The sequence below is a fragment of the Nocardia coffeae genome (assembly GCF_019890715.1).
Classification (GTDB): domain Bacteria; phylum Actinomycetota; class Actinomycetes; order Mycobacteriales; family Mycobacteriaceae; genus Nocardia; species Nocardia jiangxiensis.
This window is the reverse complement of sequence record NZ_JAINZY010000003.1, coordinates 305,356-322,459: the sequence shown is the minus strand read 5'-3', so window position 1 is coordinate 322,459 and position 17,104 is coordinate 305,356. Positions and strand designations below refer to the sequence as shown.

Genomic DNA, 17,104 nt, shown 5'->3' with positions numbered 1-17,104 from the left:
ATGACCACACTGACCGTCGACAACGTCACCCTCACCTATCCCGATGGCGGCGAACGCATCACCGCCCTGGATTCGGTGAATCTGCGGGTGGACGGCGGCCGGATCGCCGCCATCACCGGACCGTCCGGGTCTGGCAAATCCAGCCTGCTGGCGGTGACATCCACCCTGCTGCACCCGGACTCCGGCCGCGTACTCCTCGAAACCGGCGGCAGCACGGTCGATCTGGCCGCCCTGAACCGCCGCGAGACCGCCACCCTGCGACGCGAACGAATCGGCATCGTCTTCCAGCAACCCAACCTCATCCCCGCTCTGACCGCCGCCGAACAGCTCGAGGTGATGGCCCACCTGGGCGGCCGGCGCACGACCACACACCGCCGCCGACGCGAAATACGTTCCCGAGCAAGGGGTCTCCTCGATGCCGTAGGGCTGTCGGGACACGAACACAAACGCCCGTCCCAGCTCTCCGGCGGCCAGCGGCAACGCATCGATATCGCCCGCGCCCTGATGAACGACCCGGCCCTGCTCGTCATCGACGAACCCACCAGCGCTCTGGACACCGAACGCGGCATCGCCGTCATGGACCTCATCCTGCGGATCGTCCGCGATCACGCCGCCCCCACCCTCCTGGTCACGCACGACCGCGCCCACCTCCACCGGATGGACGCCGTATTCCGGATGGTCGATGGAAAACTCACCGCCGAGACCACAGAACTGGTCGCCTGACAGCCGATTACAGCGCGCCGTCGAGCCATCCGAGTCGCCGCGGCCGCTGCGCTATTCGGTGGCCTTCGGCATCCGGACCGCTCCGTACCAGTCCAACAGGTCGGGGTCATCGACGGCGGTGCGTTCCACGACGCGAGCGGCTTCCGCACCCTGGAAGAGTTTCTTGATCGGCACCTCGAGTTTCTTCCCGGTGCGGGTGTGCGGAATGCCGGGCGCGAGGATGATCTCGTCCGGGACGTGGCGCGGGGAGACCTCGGTGCGGATCACCGATCCGATCCGTTCGCGGAGTTCGCCGGTGAGTTCGGCGCCGGGGGCCAGGACCACGAATAGCGGCATCCAGTAGCCGCCGCCGGGTTGTTCGACGCCGATCACCAGGGCTTCGGCGATCTCCGGCAGCGATTCCACGGCCTGGTAGATATCGGCCGAGCCCATCCGGATGCCGTGCCGGTTCAGCGTCGAATCCGACCGGCCGTGCACCACGACGCTGCGGTGATCGGTGACGGTGATCCAGTCGCCGTGCCGCCAGACGCCGGGAAACATCTCGAAATACGCTGCCCGATACCGTGATCCATCCGGATCGTGCCAGAACCGGATCGGCATCGACGGCATCGGCGCGGTGATCACCAGCTCGCCGACCTCGCCGCGCACCGGTTTTCCGGATTCGTCCCAGGCGTCCACCGCCGCGCCCAGGAACGGCACCGACAGCTCACCCGGCCACACCGGAACGTTCGGCGCGCCACCGATGAACGCCGAGACCACATCGGTCCCGCCGCTGATCGAGGACACCTGCACATGCTCACCGACGTTCTCCCCCAGCCACAACGAGGAGGGTTCGGGTAACGAGGCCCCGGTGATCCCGACCGTGCGCAGCGCCGTCAGATCATGGTCCCGCGCGGGCCGCACGCCCGCCTTGATACAGGCCAGCACGTAACCGGGACTCGTGCCCAGCACGGTGGTACGCGTGCGAGCGGCGATGTCCCACAGCGCATCCGGCGCCGGATAGGCCGGGCTGCCGTCGTAACAGACGATGGTCGCGCCCACCAGCAGTCCGGCGACCTGGAAGTTCCACATCATCCAGGACGGGCTGGTGTACCAGAAGAACACGTCGTCCGGACCGATATCCGATTGCAGTGCAGTCGCTTTCAGATGTTCGACCAGCACGCCGCCGTGGCCGTGCACGATCCCCTTGGGCAGGCCGGTGGTCCCCGAGGAGAACAGGATCCACAGTGGATGATCGAATTTCACCGGCTCCGTGGTGATTTCGATATCGCCGGGCGCGCTGACCTGTGCCCAATCCAGCGAATCGGGCACCTCGCCACCGAGCCGGGACACCACGACCGTCGCCCGCAACCCCGGCAGGCCCGCCCGCAACGCGGCGATGTCCGCGCGCTTGTCGTGGGCCTTTCCGCCGTACCGGTAGCCGTCGGCGGTCACGAGCACCACCGGTTCGAGCTGACCGAGCCGATCCAGCGCTGCCTTTGCCGAATAGTCCTGCCCGCAGGCACTCCACACCGCACCGATCGATGCGGTGGCCAGGAAGGCGATCACCGCCTCGGCGATATTGGGCAGATAGCCGATCACGCGATCACCGGGCGCGACCCCTCGCTCGCGTAGTGCCCGCGCGAATGCCGCTGTCCGGCCGAGCAACTCCCCCCAGGACAACTCGGTGAGCTCACCGCCCTCGGTGGCCGAGACGATGGCCGATCGATCGGTGCGCGCCTGCCGCACGACCCGATCCACGTAATTCACGCGTGTCCCCGGAAACCATTGCGCCCCAGGCATATCCGCATTCACAAGCACTTGCTCCGGCGCCGGTCCCAGATCGAAGTACTCCCACAGCGCACCCCAGAAACCGGCCGGATCGCGAACCGACCACTCCCACAACGCGTAGTAGTCCGCGAATTCGATCCCCGTGCGTCCGGTCACGAATCGCTCGAAGTCGGTGATCCGCGCCCTCGCGACAGCACTCTCCTCAGGCACCCACTGCGGCTGCATCACCCTCCACCTTCCTGCACAGGGGGAATCCATCGCATGCCCGCCGACCCGCACGCCCGGGGGGCCGGCATCACGCACCAGCTATTGTCCGCCCACCACCCCGCGCGCGGCGCAGAACACGCGCGACATGCCGAAACACCGGCTCAGTGCCGCCGCAGCTCCTTCTCGGCGGTGCCGAGCACACTGCGAATCCCCCCGAGGACCATCGGCGCCATCCCCGCGGTCCACAGATCGGCGAAAAGCGGTGCGTCGACCTCGAAGTGGGCGGTCCAGCGAATCCAGGCGCCGCCCTCGGTCTCCTTGAACTCCAGGCAGCCGTCCTGGATTCGCATCGGCGGGTAGGAGCTGAGCAGTTTGTAGCGGATCAGGCGCGGCGGTTCGTATTCGACGATCTCCTCGGTGACCCGGACCAGCGGCGTCACCAGCAGCCGCACCGCGCCGACGCCGTGCTCGACGAGATTGCCGGGCCGCACCAGCGTCACCCGCCGGATGATCGGCACCCGCTGGAAATTCGTGGCGTCGGTGAGCCATTCGAACACATCGGCCAGGGGTGCCCGGATGGTGCGCTCCAGCTTCACCGTGCGCATCGATCGGGACTCCGTTCATCAGGGGTGCGGGACTCGCAGCGCAGCCTACGATGCGCTACCCCGGCGAGCCAGGGCAGCGAGCTGAATCGATGCGGTTTCGAGACCGGCCCGCGACCCGTTGCGATGACGTAACAGATTGTGACAGCACGCTTTTCAGATCATAGCGCGATGCTTGCGCATCCGCTTGCGGACGTCGTGCATCAGCACGTAGGTCGGCGCGAACCGGACGAATCGGGGGATGAACCGGTTCACGAATCCCACGAAGACGAACAGGTTCTCGAAGCGCCGCTGATCGATCGGACGCCACCGCACACCCATCTGCTCCCGAAAGTACGGCCCGAGGAATCCCGCGGTCAGAAAGCGCAGCAGACCGCCGAAGAACACTCGCAGATACCAGTGGATCATCCGCAGGTTCAGCAGGTCGTCGACGTAGGCGCGCACCTTGTCGTCCAGCACCGCCGACCGGCACGCCTCGTTCCAGTACACATCGAACTCGACCCGCGTGGCAGGCCACATGTCCTGCGGCACCTGCAAAGTCGTGCCCAGCGGCGAGGAGGTCCGATAGAACGCTTCCGCCTCTTCCGGGCTCATCTTCCCGTGCAACAGCTGATACGAATCCTCGAATCCGATGTACAGGCACGCCGCCACCCACAGCTGCAGATCCCGGTCGAACGCGTTGTACTCGACCGCCGCACCCGGCTCGGATTTGACCTGCCGATGCGCGACGTTCACCGCCTCACGGAACGCGGTCTTCTCCTCCTCGGATCCCAGGACGGCGACCGCGAGGTAGGAAGCGGTGGTACGCAAGCGTTTCCACGGCCGGATCATCAGCGCACCGGATTCGACCTTGCTGTCCGCGACACCGTGCCCGACTCCCGGTCGCGACATCTGCATCGCGACATTGGCCGCGGCGCCGGCGAATTGCCAGAAGTCCAGCGCATCACCCAGTCGCGGTGGACGTTTGGACCCCAGCCGATGCCCGTCCGGAATGTGGATCCGGGTCTGCTCGACGGTCAACGGTTCGATGTCGGAGGGCTCCAAGGCCCGTGCAGCGGTCATCGCCACCCCGCCCTTCTCGCAGCTGCCGATGCTGCGCTCGAAACTACCGGCACAGTCGCCGAGCATAGCGGCGAACAGGTCCCGAACGGAACAGAATCGGTCAGATCAACTCCGGAATAGTCAATAACTTAATCTCCGCACGAGGACCTCAATGCGAGCCTCACATGCGCAGAACTGCAGCCGAATCCGAAGTCATCTTGACCAAACCCTTCCATTTATGGAGGAATCATCCGTAACATACGCAGCCGCGGGCACTCGTCTCATCCGGGCGGCCACGCATCCGAAAGGACGGACACCACCATGTTGAAACGGCTCGACCGGCTGCTCAGCTACGAGATGCGGGTCTCGGAGTTCCTGGGCACGCTGATCCTGATCGGCATCCCGTACGGGATCGTCGGGGTGATCTGGAGCCTCACCCACACCTCCCAGCTGCGGAACATGCACGGCATCGACGTCCTGATCTCGTTCCTCGGATCCATCGTGTGCTGGCCCGTGCTCACCTTCTCGAATGTGTGCATGACGTAATGCTCGCGCTGGTGTGGCTCATCGACCTCCTGGTGATCGCGATCAGGATTCTCGGCGGCCGAACGAAGGTCAATCCTGTTGTGCGACTCGCACTCTGGCTGATCGTGCTCTGCGGATTCGCGGCGGTGATCGCGGCGATCGGCGCGGGTCTGGTCCTGCTGGACCACCATCTGACAACCCTGAACTAAGTCGTACCGAGCCGATCGGCCCTGGAGAAAGGATCGGCACCCGTGACCCGGACACCGGTTCCCGAACGGTCGCTGCCGCCCTCGCAGCGCCCCTACCCGCCCGCGGAGGGTGAGCTGCGGCGGATCACCGAGTCGGTGAGTGGGCTGTGGCGACGCCATCCGCAACAGTCCCTGGAAACCCTCGGCCGTCAGGTGATGCTCGGCCGCGACGCGTTCATCCAGCTGGTGCTCGCACTGGTACAGCGCAGATTTCCGTACCGGGAGTTCATCAAGCAGTGCGCCTTCATGGCCAACGTGTCCGCCGCGCCAACGGTTTTCGTCGCCATCCCGATCGCGGTGGTGGTTTCCATCCAGGTCGGGGCGCTGGTCAACCAGGTCGGCGCGACCACGTTAATCGGCGCGGTCGCGGGTCTGGGCATCATCCGCCAGGGCGCTCCGCTGGTGTCCGCGTTGATGATCGCGGGCGCGGTGGGTTCGGCCATCTGCGCCGATCTGGGTTCGCGCACCATCCGCGAGGAGATCGACGCGATGATGGTGATGGGCGTGGATCCGGTCCGCCGGCTGGTCGCGCCGCGCATGGCCGCAGCGGTGCTGGTGAGCATGCTGCTGTGCGGTTTCGTGGTCTTCGTCGGCTTCGCCACCGCGTACATGTTCAATGTCTACGCGCAGTCCGGTACGCCGGGCTCGTTCATCGGCTCGTTCGCCTCGTTCGCGGTCGCCGACGATCTGCTCGTCGCATTGACCAAGGCCGCGATCTTCGGGGTGCTGACCGCGATCATCGCCTGCGACATCGGATTACACGCCCACGGTGGCCCCGGCGGCGTGGCCAACGCGGTCAACTCCGCGGTCGTGAGCTCGGCGCTGATGTTGTTCGCCACCAACATCATTCTCACCCAGCTCGACAACACGCTGCTCCCCTCGAAGGTGGTCTGAAATGGCCAGTACCTACATTCCGCCGTCCGTGCGCCCGCTCCGGGCGGTCGGCACGGCCGCCATGGTCCCGGTGCAGGCCAACCAGCGGCTCGGACATCAGGCGATCACCTTCTTCAAGGCACTGGCCGGAATTCCGTTCGTACTCAGGCACTATCGGCGCGAGGTCGCGCGCCTGACCGCCGATGTGGGCTGGGGCAACGGCTCGCTGATCGTCGGCGGCGGCACCGTCGGCGTGGTGTTCATCCTGTGCGCGTTCGGCGGGATCATCGTCGGGATGGAGTCGTTCACGGCGCTGAACCTGCTCACCATGAGCCCACTGACCGGCGCGATCTCCGGATTCGCCACCACCCGCGAGCTCGCGCCGATCCTGGCCACCCTGGCCTTCGCGATCCAGTCCGGCTGCCGATTCACCGCACAGCTGGGCTCGATGCGCATCTCCGAGGAGATCGACGCGCTGGAATCCATTGCCATCCGGCCACTTCCGTACCTGGTGAGCACTCGGATGATCGCCGCGACGGTGACGATCGTCCCGCTCTACAGCGTCGGCCTGGGCGCGGCCTACCTGGCCACCAAACTCACCGTGCTGTTCCTGGGCGGCACCACCGCAGGCACCTACGACCACTACTTCTACCAGTTCCTGATCGGGCACGACCTGTTCTACTCACTGCTCAAGGTGGTGCTGTTCACGCTGCTGGCCACGTTCATCCAGTGCTACTACGGCTTCGTGGCCACCGGCGGCCCGGAGGGCGTGGGGACCGCGGCGGGGCGCGCGATCAAGATGGTGATCGTCGTGACGGTCTTCGCGGATCTGTTTCTGACCCTGTCGATCTGGGGGATCGACCCCGGATTCCGGATCTCGGGATAGGGGCGCCGAGATGATCCTCGATCCCAGTGGCAGAGGCGCCACGGCCCGTCGGCTCGGCCTGGCGGGCATCGCGATGATCCTGGCCCTGGCCGGTCTGCTGTACCTGCTGATGTTGCGCTACACCGGCCATTTCACCGAGAAGGTGCCGGTGACCGCGATGCTCACCAGCACCGGCGACGGGCTGCCCGCCCATGCCGACGTGAAGTTCCGCGGCATGCTGGTCGGCACGGTCGATACGGTGGACGTGGTAGCCGCGGGCGTGCGTCAACGTGCGCAAATCAACCTGAAACCCGCTGTGGCCGGGACGATTCCGGCGAACGTCACCGCACGCGCGATCCCCAGCAACATCTTCGGCGTGACGGCGGTCGAACTGGTCGACAACGGCCCGGACGCGGCCACCCTGCACAGCGGGATGACCATCGCCGAGGACACCGGCGCACCCACCATCGCCCTGCAGACCACCCTGGACACCCTGCGCAACGTGCTGGACAAGATCCAGCCCGAGAAGCTGGGCCGGGTGCTGGCGACGTTCTCCGCGGCGCTGGACTCCTCCTCCCGGGTGCCCGGTTCCACGGTCGAACGCCTGGACACCTGGCTCACCCAGGTGCACGACATTCCGCACATCGGCGATCTGCTCGGCAATCTGGGCCGGGCCTCGCAGGCGCTGAGCCGGTCCGCGCCGGATCTGGTCGGCGTACTGGCACAGTCGGTCACCACGGCGCGCACTCTCACCGAGAAGCGGTCGAATCTCGTTGCGCTGCTGACGAATGCCTCGGGCACGATCGACTCGGTGAACGCCCTGTTCGCCCGGAACCCCAACTCCGGCAAGTATCTCGTCTCGGGTCTGGACGGCCTGTTCGGCAGCCTCGCCGAGGATCCCCAGGCCATTCCGTTCACCGCCGCGAACCTCAACATCGCACTGCGGCGGCTGCAATCGGCATTCCACTACGGCCCGCAGAAACAGATGGTGTGGACGATGGACGTCACCTTCACCCCGTTCCAGCAGTACACGGCGAAGGACTGCCCGCACTACGGCAGCCTGCGCGGACCCCGCTGCGGCGGGCCCAGCGTCCCGGCCGTCGCCCCAGCGCAGCAGTATCCGGCCTCGATGCTGCCGCAGTGGCTCGACGCGGCCGGGCCGAAACCGCTGCCGACACCGGCTCCGGCCGCCTCGGCCCCCGGACCGTCGCAGCCGCTGCTGCCCGGACTGTCGCAGCTGCCCGGCCTCCCCCGGATTCCGGGGATCACCGCACCGGCGGCCGATCACGACCGAACCGATTCCGGCGCAGTACATCCCGCATCGTTGCGCGGTATGGCCGCGGTCGACGCGGTGGTCGGCGGTAAGGCGAACATGGCACAGATCCTGCTGCTCGGCCCGGTGCTCTCGGGTGGACATCTGACGGTGAGCGAAGGCGGTGCGAGGCAATGAGATCCGGTAAGGCACTGGCCGGGTTCGGCCTGTTCGCGGTCGTCGCGATAGTGCTCACCTACACCATGTACTCGACCCTGCAACGGTCGGTTTCCGGTGCGACACAGAGCTATTCGGCGATATTCGCCGACGTGCTCGGACTGCGGGTCGGCGACGACATCCGGATGGCCGGTGTCCGGGTGGGGCGGGTGGACAAGATCGATTTCGGTGACAACTACCAGGCCAGGGTGGATTTCCGCATCGAATCCGAACAGCATCCGACCGATACCACCAAGGCCCTGGTCCGCTATCAGAACCTGATCGGCCAGCGGTACATCGCACTGATGCCCGGCCAGGATCCCGGTACGCCGCTAGCTCCGGGCGGACAGATCCCGATCCAGCGCACCGAACCCTCCTTCGACGTCTCGGCACTGCTGTCCGGATTCGAACCGCTGTTCTCGGTGCTACAGCCCGATCAGGTGAATTCATTGTCCAAGACGCTGATTCAGGCGTTGCAGGGTAACGACGTCTCGATGAGCGAGCTGATCACCCAGGCCGCGCAGCTGGCCACGACCTTCGGTCAGCGCGACAAGATCCTCGGCGATGTGGTCACCAATCTCAGTTCGGTCATCACCGGTCTGGCCCACCGCAGCGGTGATCTGGAAACTCTTATCACCCAGACCCGTTCGCTGATGGACGGCCTGTACAGCCAGGGTGCGGCACTGAAGAGTTCGGTCGACCGGGTCGCCGCGTCGACCGATTCGCTGGCCGGGCTCATCGCGCAGGTCAAGCCGGGAGTCGCGGCGGCGCAGAACAAGGCCACCAGCGGTATCGCGCTGCTGCTGACCAACGGCGCGGCGCTGGACAACGCGGCGGTCGAACTACCGAACTTCCTGAATCGGGTGGCGCAGTTCTCCGGGAACGGCGCCTACGGCAACGCCTATCTGTGCAGCCTGGACGTCTCGCTGTGGGGTGTGCTGCTCCCGCCGGGGCTGTTCTCCCAGGTCGGCGGCAATTCACATTCGGAGGTGTGCCGATGATGGCACGGATACGCGCGATGCGACTGCCGCGAATACCGTCGGTGCGGCTGCCCGGATTTCTCGGCAACAAATTCCTGCGACTGGGTCTGCTCGCCGCGGCCGTCGTGGTGATCCTGCTGGCGGGTTCGAGTCTGCTGACCCAGGCCAAGCTGGGGGACAGGACGATTCACGCCGAATTCCAGCAGGCCGCCGGGCTGCGCGCGGGCGCGACCGTGGACGTCTCGGGCATCGAGGTGGGTTCGGTACGCGCGGTCCGGCTGGCCGGGACCAAGGTCGTCGCGGATCTGCGGGTGCGCGGTGACCTGCGGCTGGGCCCGGACGCCAAGGCCGCGATCAAGATGGAGACCATCCTGGGCCGCCTGCACGTGGATCTGACTCCCGGGGACGGAAAAGGACTGCCGGACAATACGATTCGCCTGAAGAGCACCAGCGTCCCGTACAACCTGGGCAAGGTCATCCGGGATCCGCAGTACAAGCAGTCCTTCGATCGCATCGAGCAGCTCGACCCGCAGCAGATGCGCAACGCCCTGGACACCCTCGACCGGCAGATGGGCGATTCCCCGCAGCTGGCGGTGCAGGCGCTCGACAGCATCGGCGAGTTGGCCAAGGTGATCAACGACCGCAAGGGTGAGGTCGATTCGCTGCTCAAAGGTATGGACTCGGTCTCGAAACTGGCCTCGGACAACCAGAACAGCGTTCTGATGCTGCTCACCCGCGGCCAGGCGATCGGCGAGGCCGTGCAGAAGCGTCAGGCCCTGTTGAAGCAGCTGCTGGACAATGTCGCGGCCCTGTCGAGGCTGTTCCAGGACATGGGCCTGGAGAACAATTCCCAACTCGGCCAGACGATCCGGGACCTGAACACCATGTCCGAGGGGCTGCAGAAGAACAAGGACAACCTGGACCGGCTGTACGAGATCATGCCGGTCACGTTGCGCCAGTTCAACAACGTGCTCGGCAACGGTCCGTACGGAGATGTGTACGCGCCGTGGCTGTTCCCGGACAACTGGCTGTGTTTCGCCCACGCCGTACAGGGGTGCAAGTGATGAGAATTCGCGCGTTGGTCGAACTCGTCGCCGTCTGCGCGCTGACCGGACTGGCCTCGGGATGTTCCCTGCTGCCGGGCAGCCTGAGCTCGATGTCGGGCCAGTATCTCGGCTCGCGCCAGCACATCAGCGCCGATTTCGAGAACGTCGCCGGGCTGTACGCCGGTAACGAGGTGGATGTGCTGGGCGTCCCGGTCGGCAAGGTCGATTCGGTCGAGGCGAAGGGCAGCTACGTCCAGGTGACGATGAGTATCGATCAGGGCGTGCAGATCCCCGCGGACGCGATGGCCGCACTGGTGAATCCGCAGCTGATCACCAACCGGCACATCGAATTGTCGCCCGCCTATTCGGGTTCGGGACCGGTGATGGCCGACAACGCGCACATCCCCCTGCCGCGCACCAGGACACCGGTCGAACTCGATCGCATCCTGCAGACTTTCGACCAGCTCGGCACGGCGTTGCAGGGCGACAACCAGACCGGGCCGATGGCCAGCCGGGTGCTGTTCCCGCTGCTGAACGGCAACGGGGACAGGCTGAAAGACACCCTGGCTGCGCTGTCCTCGGCCTTCCAGACCACCCTGGCGAACAAGGACCAGATCTCCGAGACGATCGTCAAACTGAACGACATCACCCAGGTGATCGCCCAGAACGATTCGACCGTCCGGGATTTCAGCGGCCGACTCACCGAACTGGTGAATCTGCTCGGCCAGCAGGCGCCCGGGCTACAGGCAGTGCTCGCCCAGCTCGACGCATTCGTCACCAACACCTCGACCGTGGTCGGGCAGAACAAGGATCAGCTGGCCGGGGCGCTGACCCGGTTCGTGGCCATCAGCAATCAGATGCGCGCCAACGCACGCAATCTCACCGAGGTCGTGGACGTCGGCCCGCTGATGTTCCAGAACCTGGCCAATGCGACCAGCACCGAACATCAGGCGCTGCGGCTGCACGGCCTGCTGGACAAATCCTTGCTCGACGGCGAGGCCCTGTCGACGTTCTGTGAGCGCGTTCAGATGCGCTCGGACGGCTGCCGCACCGGCAAGATCCGAGATTTCGGCCCGGACTTCGGGCTCACCGCCGCACTGCTGGGGATCACGAGAAAATGAGACACATCCGAGTCCGGGCCGCGGCCGCGCTGGTGACCGCCGCGGCGCTGTTCGGCGCGTCGAGCTGCGCGGTCACGGTGCAGAACCTGCCGATGCCCAAACCCGGTATCGGCGGTCCCGGTTACGCCCTGCACGCCGCCTTCCGCGATGCGCTCAACCTGCCCGATCACGCGCACGTGCGGATCGGCGGCAGCGATATCGGCACCGTCACCAGGATCACCACCACGAATTTCATCGCCGACGTGCAGATGCAGATCCGCGACGACATCCGGCTGCCCACCGGCACCACCGCCGAACTGCGGCAGGCCACCCCGCTCGGGGACATGTTCGTCGCGATGACGCTGCCCACCGCACGGCAGGCCGGTCCCGAGCTGAAACCCGGCGCGCGGATCGGCCTGGATCGGACCGGCACCGCGGCCTCGGTGGAACAGTTGATGATGTCGATCGCCATGCTGGTCAACGGCGGCGGCATCAATCAGGCCGCGCAGATCACCTCGGAGATGAACTCCATGTTCGGCGGGCGCGCACCGGAACTGGCGCATCTGCTCTCCGAGCTGACCACGGTGATGATCGATCTGAACAAGCGCACCGGGGATATCGACAGCACCCTGGCCGGAATGAATTCGCTCACCGGCGAATTGGCCAGGCACAAGGCCGAACTCGGCGCGGCGGCCGACACGTTCCCGAAACTGCTGGGCCTGTTCAACGAGAACAACCAGCGCATCGTGGACCTGACCACCAAGGTGGCCACCACGATGGACGCGATGGGCGATTTCACCGACACCACCGGACCGCAATTCCTGAGCCTGTTCGACAGCATTCAGAAGCTGATGACCGGATTCACCCAGATGGGCGATAATTTCACCCAGTCACTGAGCGAATTGCACACGCTCTATCCCTCACTGATGTCGAGTATCCGCGGGCCGGTGCTGGCGGTCGCCGCGACGGTCTCCTATCTGAGCGTGGGGGCGCTGACCGATCCGAAGGGCAGCCGCTGGCCCGAGGTCGGTGATGTGCCCGCCTTCGTCGGCAGCCTGGCGCAGGTGCTGGAGAAGGTGTTCGGGCGGGTCACCAGTCCCCCGCATGCCGTGCCCGGAATACCCTCGAGCACAACGAATCCGGCGGTTCCCTCGCCGATTCCGGGCGTGCCCGTGCAGGGCGGTGTGCGATGAATCCGCCGCTGTGGCAATGGCTGGTGCGCAGGCGCGTCACCCTGGCCAATATCGGACTGGTCCTGGTACTGGTGATCGGATCGGGCTACCTGGGCCGGGAAGTGTTGCGGTTCAACCCCTTCGCGCGAACCTTCCAGGTGACCGTGGATCTGGCGAACTCGGGCGGACTGATGCCCGGCGACGACGTCACCTTCCGCGGCACCCGGGTCGGGACGGTGCGCGATGTGCGCGTCTCGGGCGACGGGATAGCCGCGGTCGCCGCCATCGATGCTGGCACGAGGATCCCGATGGGCGGCACCGTGCACGTGGGCCGGTTGTCCGCGGCCGGTGAGCAGTATCTGGACTTCCGTCCCGATGCCGACACCGGGCCCTACCTGACCGACGGTTCGACCGTCGCGCGTTCGCGCACCAGCGTGCCCGTGCCGATCCAGAACGTGCTCACCCATATGAGCGGGCTGATCAGCGGGATGAATCCGGACCGGCTGGACGTGGTGATCAACGAGCTGGACAAGGCGCTCGCCGGCGGCCCGGACGAAATGCGCAACATGATCGCCGGGATCAGCGAGGCCATGGCCGGGTTGACCAACCTGCTGCCGCAGACCCGTCAGCTGATCGAGAATCTCGAGGTCATCGCCGACACCACCCAGCACGCGCAACCGGATCTGGGCACCCTCACCGCCCGCGGCACCGCACTGTTCCAGCAGGCCACCGCGGCAGACGGGGAGATCCGCAAACTGCTGGACCAGGGTCCGGGCGATCTGGCCACCCTGGGCGGGGTCGTCACGCAGAATCAGGACCCGATGACCGATCTGGTGACCAACTTCGTCGCCATCACCAAGGCGGCGAAACTCCGTCAACCGGCCATCGAGACGCTGTTTCCCGCACTGCGCCAAGGCATCCAGGCATTGGGCGTCCCCGCCCACGACGGCAGCTACCACACTCTCGTCGATCCCTGGCCGCGACCGACCTGCGACTACAAGACGATTCCGGTCGTCCCGACGAATACCGTCACCGACACTCGCGTCCGCCTGTACAACTACTGCGTGACCGACAACCCGGCACTGCAGGTGCGCGGCTCGGCCAACGCTCCCCGGCCCAACATCCCGAACAACGGCTCCGGCCCGCCCCCGGGCGTCACCGGCAACGAGCTGTCCCGCCCCATCTCCGGCAACTGAGGAGCTGAATCCCATGAGCGACAAGGTAACCGACGCGCCCGATCCGGACCCGGCCGATTCGTCGACCACTCCCGCCGCCGAAAAGCCGCTTCCGGAAACGGATTCCGAGACTGCCGCCTCGATCGGTACCGAGTCCTCCGGCGACTCCACCGCTCCCGATAAGTCGGTCGCCGAAACCATCAGCGCCAGTGGCGAATCCACCGTCGCTGAAGCATCGACCTGTGCCGACTCCGCCGCGAAATCCGATGGCGGAAGTTCCGAGGGCAAGACGAGCGATTCCGATGGCACAGTATCCGCCGACGTCGCATCGACCGAGAAAGATTCCGGTACAGCCCAATCGAGCCCGGACGAGGACAACAATGAACCCTCGGCCCCCGATTCCGATACGGCCGAGGCGAGTGCCGAACCCCGAGCCCGCCGAATCCGTCGACCCCGGCTCGGCCGGGCCGGTCGGATCGCGGTATCCGGCGTCGTCGCGATCCTGTTCATCGCGGCGGTCGCCTCGAGTGTCTATTTCTACCTACAGAATCAGCACAACAAGACGACCCTGACCGCGCGGGAACAGGCCCGCGACACCGCCTGCAAGTACGGGCCGGTCCTGGCCACCTACGACGCGAAGCATCTGGACACGTACTTCCAGGCCGTCCTCGCGGGGGCGACCGGGGACTGGCACAAGCAATTCGACTCCACCAGCAAGGACCTGCGTGACGTGCTGGTCAAGGGCGAGGTGGCGACCACGGTGAACGACGTGCAGTGCGCGATCGTCTCCGGCGACGCCACTTCCGCGCAGGCCATCGTGGTGGTCGGGCAATCCATCACCAGCCTCGGTACGCAGGGCAAACCCGAGCCCGGCCAGCTGTCGATCTCGATGCGCCTGGAGAAGGACGGCGGCCGCTGGCTGGTCGACAAGGTCGACTCTCCGCTGGCGACGACGCCGGGTTCCTAGCGGTACCACGGTTGTGAAACGACGACCGCCGGTAGCACGGGAAGGCGGCATACCGCCTGCTAGCTACCATGGCGATCATGAACATTCCGGGAATGCCACGGCGGTGAACCAACCGCGACGGCTACCCGCCAGCCGCGTGCGCACACCGAAATCCGGCGCGCGCACGCCGTCACCGAAAGACAGGCCAGCACTGTGAGCCGAGGTCAGCGCGATACCGCGCACTCAGCAGAGGTATCGACGACCGGAAAGCCGGACCGGGTGATCCGCCGCCGCCCCAAGAACCGCCGGGCGCAGATCGCGGCGACCTCGGCGGCCGCCTTCGGCTCCCTCGGCTATCACGGCGTGAGCATGGAGGACATCGCCTCCCGCCTCGGCATCTCCTCCGCGGCCCTGTACCGGCACTATCCGAGCAAATACGCGCTGTTCCGCGAGGAACTGCTGCGGCTGGGATCGGGCACCGTCACGACGGTCACCCTGCCCGACGACTCGGTGGACTGGACCCCCGAACAGCGCCTGGCTCACGTGATCGACGCGATGATCGCCGATACCATCGCCAATCGCCCGACGGTCGCGCTGACCCGCTGGGAGCGGCGCTATCTGGACGACACCGACCGGGAAACCCTCGACGAGCAGTTCCGCACCTCGATCGCGGTGGTGCGCCGGTTGATCGACGATCTGCGCCCGGAGCTGAGCAGCCGGGACAGCCTGGTCCGCGCGGTGACGTTGTTCAGCGTGATCAGCAGTGTCGGTGACCATCACGCCGCCCTGCCGGTGAAACCGTTGACAGCCGTGCTGAATTCGGCCGCCTGGGCGGTGGTCCGCGCGGATCTGCCCGAGCCCCAGGCCGATCCGCGCACACCGCGTGCGGTGGAGATCCCGCAATCGTTCAAACACGAACTGCTGCTGAAGAAAGCGGTGGAGCTGTTCCACGAGCGCGGCTACCCGAACGTGAGCGTCGAGGACATCGCGACGGCCGCGGAACTGTCGGCGGCCTCGGCGGTGTACCGCTACTACCGCAGTAAGAGCGATCTGCTGGCCGCCGCGTTCCGGCGGGCCGCCGATCGGATGGCAGGTGCGATCGGACCGGCGACCGCGTCGTCCAGCACTCCGGCCGAGGCGCTGTCGAAGCTGATCGACCTGTACGTCGTGGGCTGTTTCGCCGAGCGGGAACTGACCTTCGTGTACTACGCCGAGTTCGGCCACGTGCCGCCCGAGGAGCGCACCATGCTGCGCAACGTCCAGCGGCTGATCGTGGCCGAATGGGTGAAACTGCTTGTTCAGGTGCGTCCGGAACTGTCCCAGGCCCAGGCCCGCATCCTGGTCCAGGCCGCCTTCAGCCTCGTGGTCGACCTGGGTCGCGTCTTCGGCGAGGGCGATCGGATCTGTCCCCAGGACCGCGTCATCAGCCTGCTCGAGGTGACGCTCTTCGGCGAGGCGCAGTAGGTCGCGAACCCCTTCGGGTGCAACGGATCTGCGGCATTATTGAGCCGATTCTCATGTGCGACTTCAGGATCCGTAGCGCGGCCAGGGGTAGAAGGCCAGGTGCAGCAGCAGGATCACCAACAGGGCGAGGATGATCGCGGCGATCGGATGAGCGCGACGCTCGAGATAGCCGATGGTGCGAAACAGCGTGGGGAACGGCACTTCTCGCGCGAAGAACATCGCCAGCACGCTGGGCACGATCACCCACAGCACCGCGATGAGCCCGTAGAGCACGTATGCGCCGACGTAGGTGCCCGGATGCATGTGCCGGGCGCCGGCCGCGACGGCCAACCCGATCACGAGCCCGGCAATGGCCAGCACCAGATACCAGCCCATCCCACCGGATCGCACGGCCTCCGCATCACGGGTGGCCCGACCGTTGGCCGTGGCCTGCTGCCCCGGCACGATCCGCGGCCGGGACGGATGCGCGAGCAACTGCGGCACCGCGTAATAGCCCAGCACGACGATCACGAACACCACCACCAGGCGCACCCAGGAATGCTTCGCCTCGAGATGTCCGACCGTGTTCGAGATGGTCGGCCAATCCCCCACCCCGAACACCGATGCCAGCTCGGGGCCGGCGATGGCCACCGCCGCCAAACCCCACATCAGATATCCCCAGTACTCCGCCGACCATCCGCGAATCTCCCGCGTATCGGCCACAACCTCGCTCATACCCCTGGTGTACCACCGGCAACCGGCGAACACCCCGACCCGCACACACCAGATGCCACACCGACACCTGCCCGCAACGTCCCGCCCCCGAACGGAACACGACCGAAATCCGACCGTGCACCACGCCGTCCGAAGATCAGGCCCCCGGCAAGGCCAGAGCCGGATGCCCTCACATCGTCGTCGTC

At 66.2% G+C, this 17,104-nt stretch carries 17 protein-coding genes; 13 read left to right on the top strand and 4 right to left on the bottom strand.

Going from position 1 to position 17,104, the window contains the following annotated elements; translation table 11 throughout:
- Positions 1–723, top strand: coding sequence for an ABC transporter ATP-binding protein (locus tag K7711_RS15075; protein WP_222969885.1), 723 nt, complete (start codon positions 1–3; stop codon positions 721–723).
- Positions 724–774: 51 nt separating this feature from the next.
- Here the strand turns inward: K7711_RS15075 and K7711_RS15070 are convergent, their stop codons facing one another.
- The 3 genes from K7711_RS15070 to K7711_RS15060 form a co-directional block, all read right to left on the bottom strand.
- Positions 775–2,718 (bottom strand): acetoacetate--CoA ligase, encoded by a 1,944-nt coding sequence (locus K7711_RS15070; protein WP_222969883.1) that lies wholly within the window; start codon positions 2,716–2,718, stop codon positions 775–777.
- Between the two features lie 143 nt (positions 2,719–2,861).
- Positions 2,862–3,305, bottom strand: coding sequence for an SRPBCC family protein (locus K7711_RS15065; RefSeq protein ID WP_222969881.1), 444 nt, complete (start codon positions 3,303–3,305; stop codon positions 2,862–2,864).
- A 153-nt stretch (positions 3,306–3,458) separates the two neighbouring features.
- The gene (locus tag K7711_RS15060) at positions 3,459–4,364 is read right to left on the bottom strand and encodes an oxygenase MpaB family protein (RefSeq protein ID WP_222969879.1); all 906 of its coding nucleotides are present in this window, start codon (positions 4,362–4,364) and stop codon (positions 3,459–3,461) included.
- Between the two features lie 300 nt (positions 4,365–4,664).
- Here K7711_RS15060 and K7711_RS15055 point away from each other — a divergent pair, with 300 nt between their 5' ends.
- The 12 genes from K7711_RS15055 to K7711_RS15000 all read left to right on the top strand — a co-directional run bounded on the left by K7711_RS15055 (position 4,665) and on the right by K7711_RS15000 (position 16,205).
- Positions 4,665–4,889 carry a hypothetical protein gene (locus tag K7711_RS15055; RefSeq protein WP_222969877.1) on the top strand — a complete coding sequence of 75 codons (225 nt, stop codon included), beginning with the start codon at positions 4,665–4,667 and terminating at the stop codon, positions 4,887–4,889.
- Positions 4,877–5,077 (top strand): hypothetical protein, encoded by a 201-nt coding sequence (locus K7711_RS15050; protein ID WP_308014734.1) that lies wholly within the window; start codon positions 4,877–4,879, stop codon positions 5,075–5,077. Before K7711_RS15055 ends, K7711_RS15050 begins: the two co-directional genes overlap by 13 nt.
- 114 nt (positions 5,078–5,191) lie before the next feature.
- A complete protein-coding gene (locus K7711_RS15045; RefSeq protein WP_235747280.1) occupies positions 5,192–6,010 on the top strand; it encodes an MlaE family ABC transporter permease in 819 nt (272 codons plus the stop codon).
- A 1-nt stretch (position 6,011) separates the two neighbouring features.
- Positions 6,012–6,875, top strand: a complete 864-nt coding sequence (locus tag K7711_RS15040; protein ID WP_222969875.1) for an ABC transporter permease — start codon at positions 6,012–6,014, stop codon at positions 6,873–6,875.
- A gap of 10 nt (positions 6,876–6,885) precedes the next feature.
- Positions 6,886–8,304: an MCE family protein gene (locus K7711_RS15035; protein WP_222969873.1), complete on the top strand. Its 1,419-nt coding sequence runs from the start codon at positions 6,886–6,888 to the stop codon at positions 8,302–8,304.
- Entirely contained in the window at positions 8,301–9,323 is a 1,023-nt protein-coding gene (locus K7711_RS15030) for an MlaD family protein (RefSeq protein WP_222969871.1), read from the top strand. The genes K7711_RS15035 and K7711_RS15030 overlap by 4 nt, the downstream gene beginning before the upstream one ends.
- Positions 9,320–10,366 (top strand): MlaD family protein, encoded by a 1,047-nt coding sequence (locus K7711_RS15025; RefSeq protein ID WP_235747197.1) that lies wholly within the window; start codon positions 9,320–9,322, stop codon positions 10,364–10,366. Before K7711_RS15030 ends, K7711_RS15025 begins: the two co-directional genes overlap by 4 nt.
- Entirely contained in the window at positions 10,366–11,469 is a 1,104-nt protein-coding gene (locus K7711_RS15020; protein WP_222969869.1) for an MCE family protein, read from the top strand. The genes K7711_RS15025 and K7711_RS15020 overlap by 1 nt, the downstream gene beginning before the upstream one ends.
- Positions 11,466–12,641, top strand: coding sequence for an MCE family protein (locus tag K7711_RS15015; protein WP_222969867.1), 1,176 nt, complete (start codon positions 11,466–11,468; stop codon positions 12,639–12,641). Before K7711_RS15020 ends, K7711_RS15015 begins: the two co-directional genes overlap by 4 nt.
- Positions 12,638–13,816, top strand: coding sequence for an MlaD family protein (locus tag K7711_RS15010; protein WP_222969865.1), 1,179 nt, complete (start codon positions 12,638–12,640; stop codon positions 13,814–13,816). The genes K7711_RS15015 and K7711_RS15010 overlap by 4 nt, the downstream gene beginning before the upstream one ends.
- Positions 13,817–13,829: 13 nt before the next feature.
- Positions 13,830–14,762: an Rv1363c family protein gene (locus K7711_RS15005; RefSeq protein ID WP_222969863.1), complete on the top strand. Its 933-nt coding sequence runs from the start codon at positions 13,830–13,832 to the stop codon at positions 14,760–14,762.
- Positions 14,763–14,954: 192 nt separating this feature from the next.
- Positions 14,955–16,205: a TetR/AcrR family transcriptional regulator gene (locus tag K7711_RS15000; RefSeq protein WP_308014733.1), complete on the top strand. Its 1,251-nt coding sequence runs from the start codon at positions 14,955–14,957 to the stop codon at positions 16,203–16,205.
- Between the two features lie 63 nt (positions 16,206–16,268).
- On the opposite strand, the gene K7711_RS14995 is transcribed toward K7711_RS15000, so the two are convergent.
- On the bottom strand, positions 16,269–16,919 hold the full coding sequence (locus K7711_RS14995; protein WP_222969861.1) for a hypothetical protein: 651 nt from the start codon (positions 16,917–16,919) through the stop codon (positions 16,269–16,271).
- Positions 16,920–17,104 lie beyond the last annotated feature (185 nt).

Coding starts and splice junctions, on each gene's coding strand:
- K7711_RS15075 (WP_222969885.1), top strand. CDS start 1: ATGACCACACTGACCGTCGACAACGTCACCCTCACCTATCCCGATGGC.
- K7711_RS15070 (WP_222969883.1), bottom strand. CDS start 2,718: ATGCAGCCGCAGTGGGTGCCTGAGGAGAGTGCTGTCGCGAGGGCGCGG.
- K7711_RS15065 (WP_222969881.1), bottom strand. CDS start 3,305: ATGCGCACGGTGAAGCTGGAGCGCACCATCCGGGCACCCCTGGCCGAT.
- K7711_RS15060 (WP_222969879.1), bottom strand. CDS start 4,364: ATGACCGCTGCACGGGCCTTGGAGCCCTCCGACATCGAACCGTTGACC.
- K7711_RS15055 (WP_222969877.1), top strand. CDS start 4,665: ATGTTGAAACGGCTCGACCGGCTGCTCAGCTACGAGATGCGGGTCTCG.
- K7711_RS15040 (WP_222969875.1), top strand. CDS start 6,012: ATGGCCAGTACCTACATTCCGCCGTCCGTGCGCCCGCTCCGGGCGGTC.
- K7711_RS15035 (WP_222969873.1), top strand. CDS start 6,886: ATGATCCTCGATCCCAGTGGCAGAGGCGCCACGGCCCGTCGGCTCGGC.
- K7711_RS15030 (WP_222969871.1), top strand. CDS start 8,301: ATGAGATCCGGTAAGGCACTGGCCGGGTTCGGCCTGTTCGCGGTCGTC.
- K7711_RS15025 (WP_235747197.1), top strand. CDS start 9,320: ATGATGGCACGGATACGCGCGATGCGACTGCCGCGAATACCGTCGGTG.
- K7711_RS15020 (WP_222969869.1), top strand. CDS start 10,366: ATGAGAATTCGCGCGTTGGTCGAACTCGTCGCCGTCTGCGCGCTGACC.
- K7711_RS15015 (WP_222969867.1), top strand. CDS start 11,466: ATGAGACACATCCGAGTCCGGGCCGCGGCCGCGCTGGTGACCGCCGCG.
- K7711_RS15010 (WP_222969865.1), top strand. CDS start 12,638: ATGAATCCGCCGCTGTGGCAATGGCTGGTGCGCAGGCGCGTCACCCTG.
- K7711_RS15005 (WP_222969863.1), top strand. CDS start 13,830: ATGAGCGACAAGGTAACCGACGCGCCCGATCCGGACCCGGCCGATTCG.
- K7711_RS14995 (WP_222969861.1), bottom strand. CDS start 16,919: ATGAGCGAGGTTGTGGCCGATACGCGGGAGATTCGCGGATGGTCGGCG.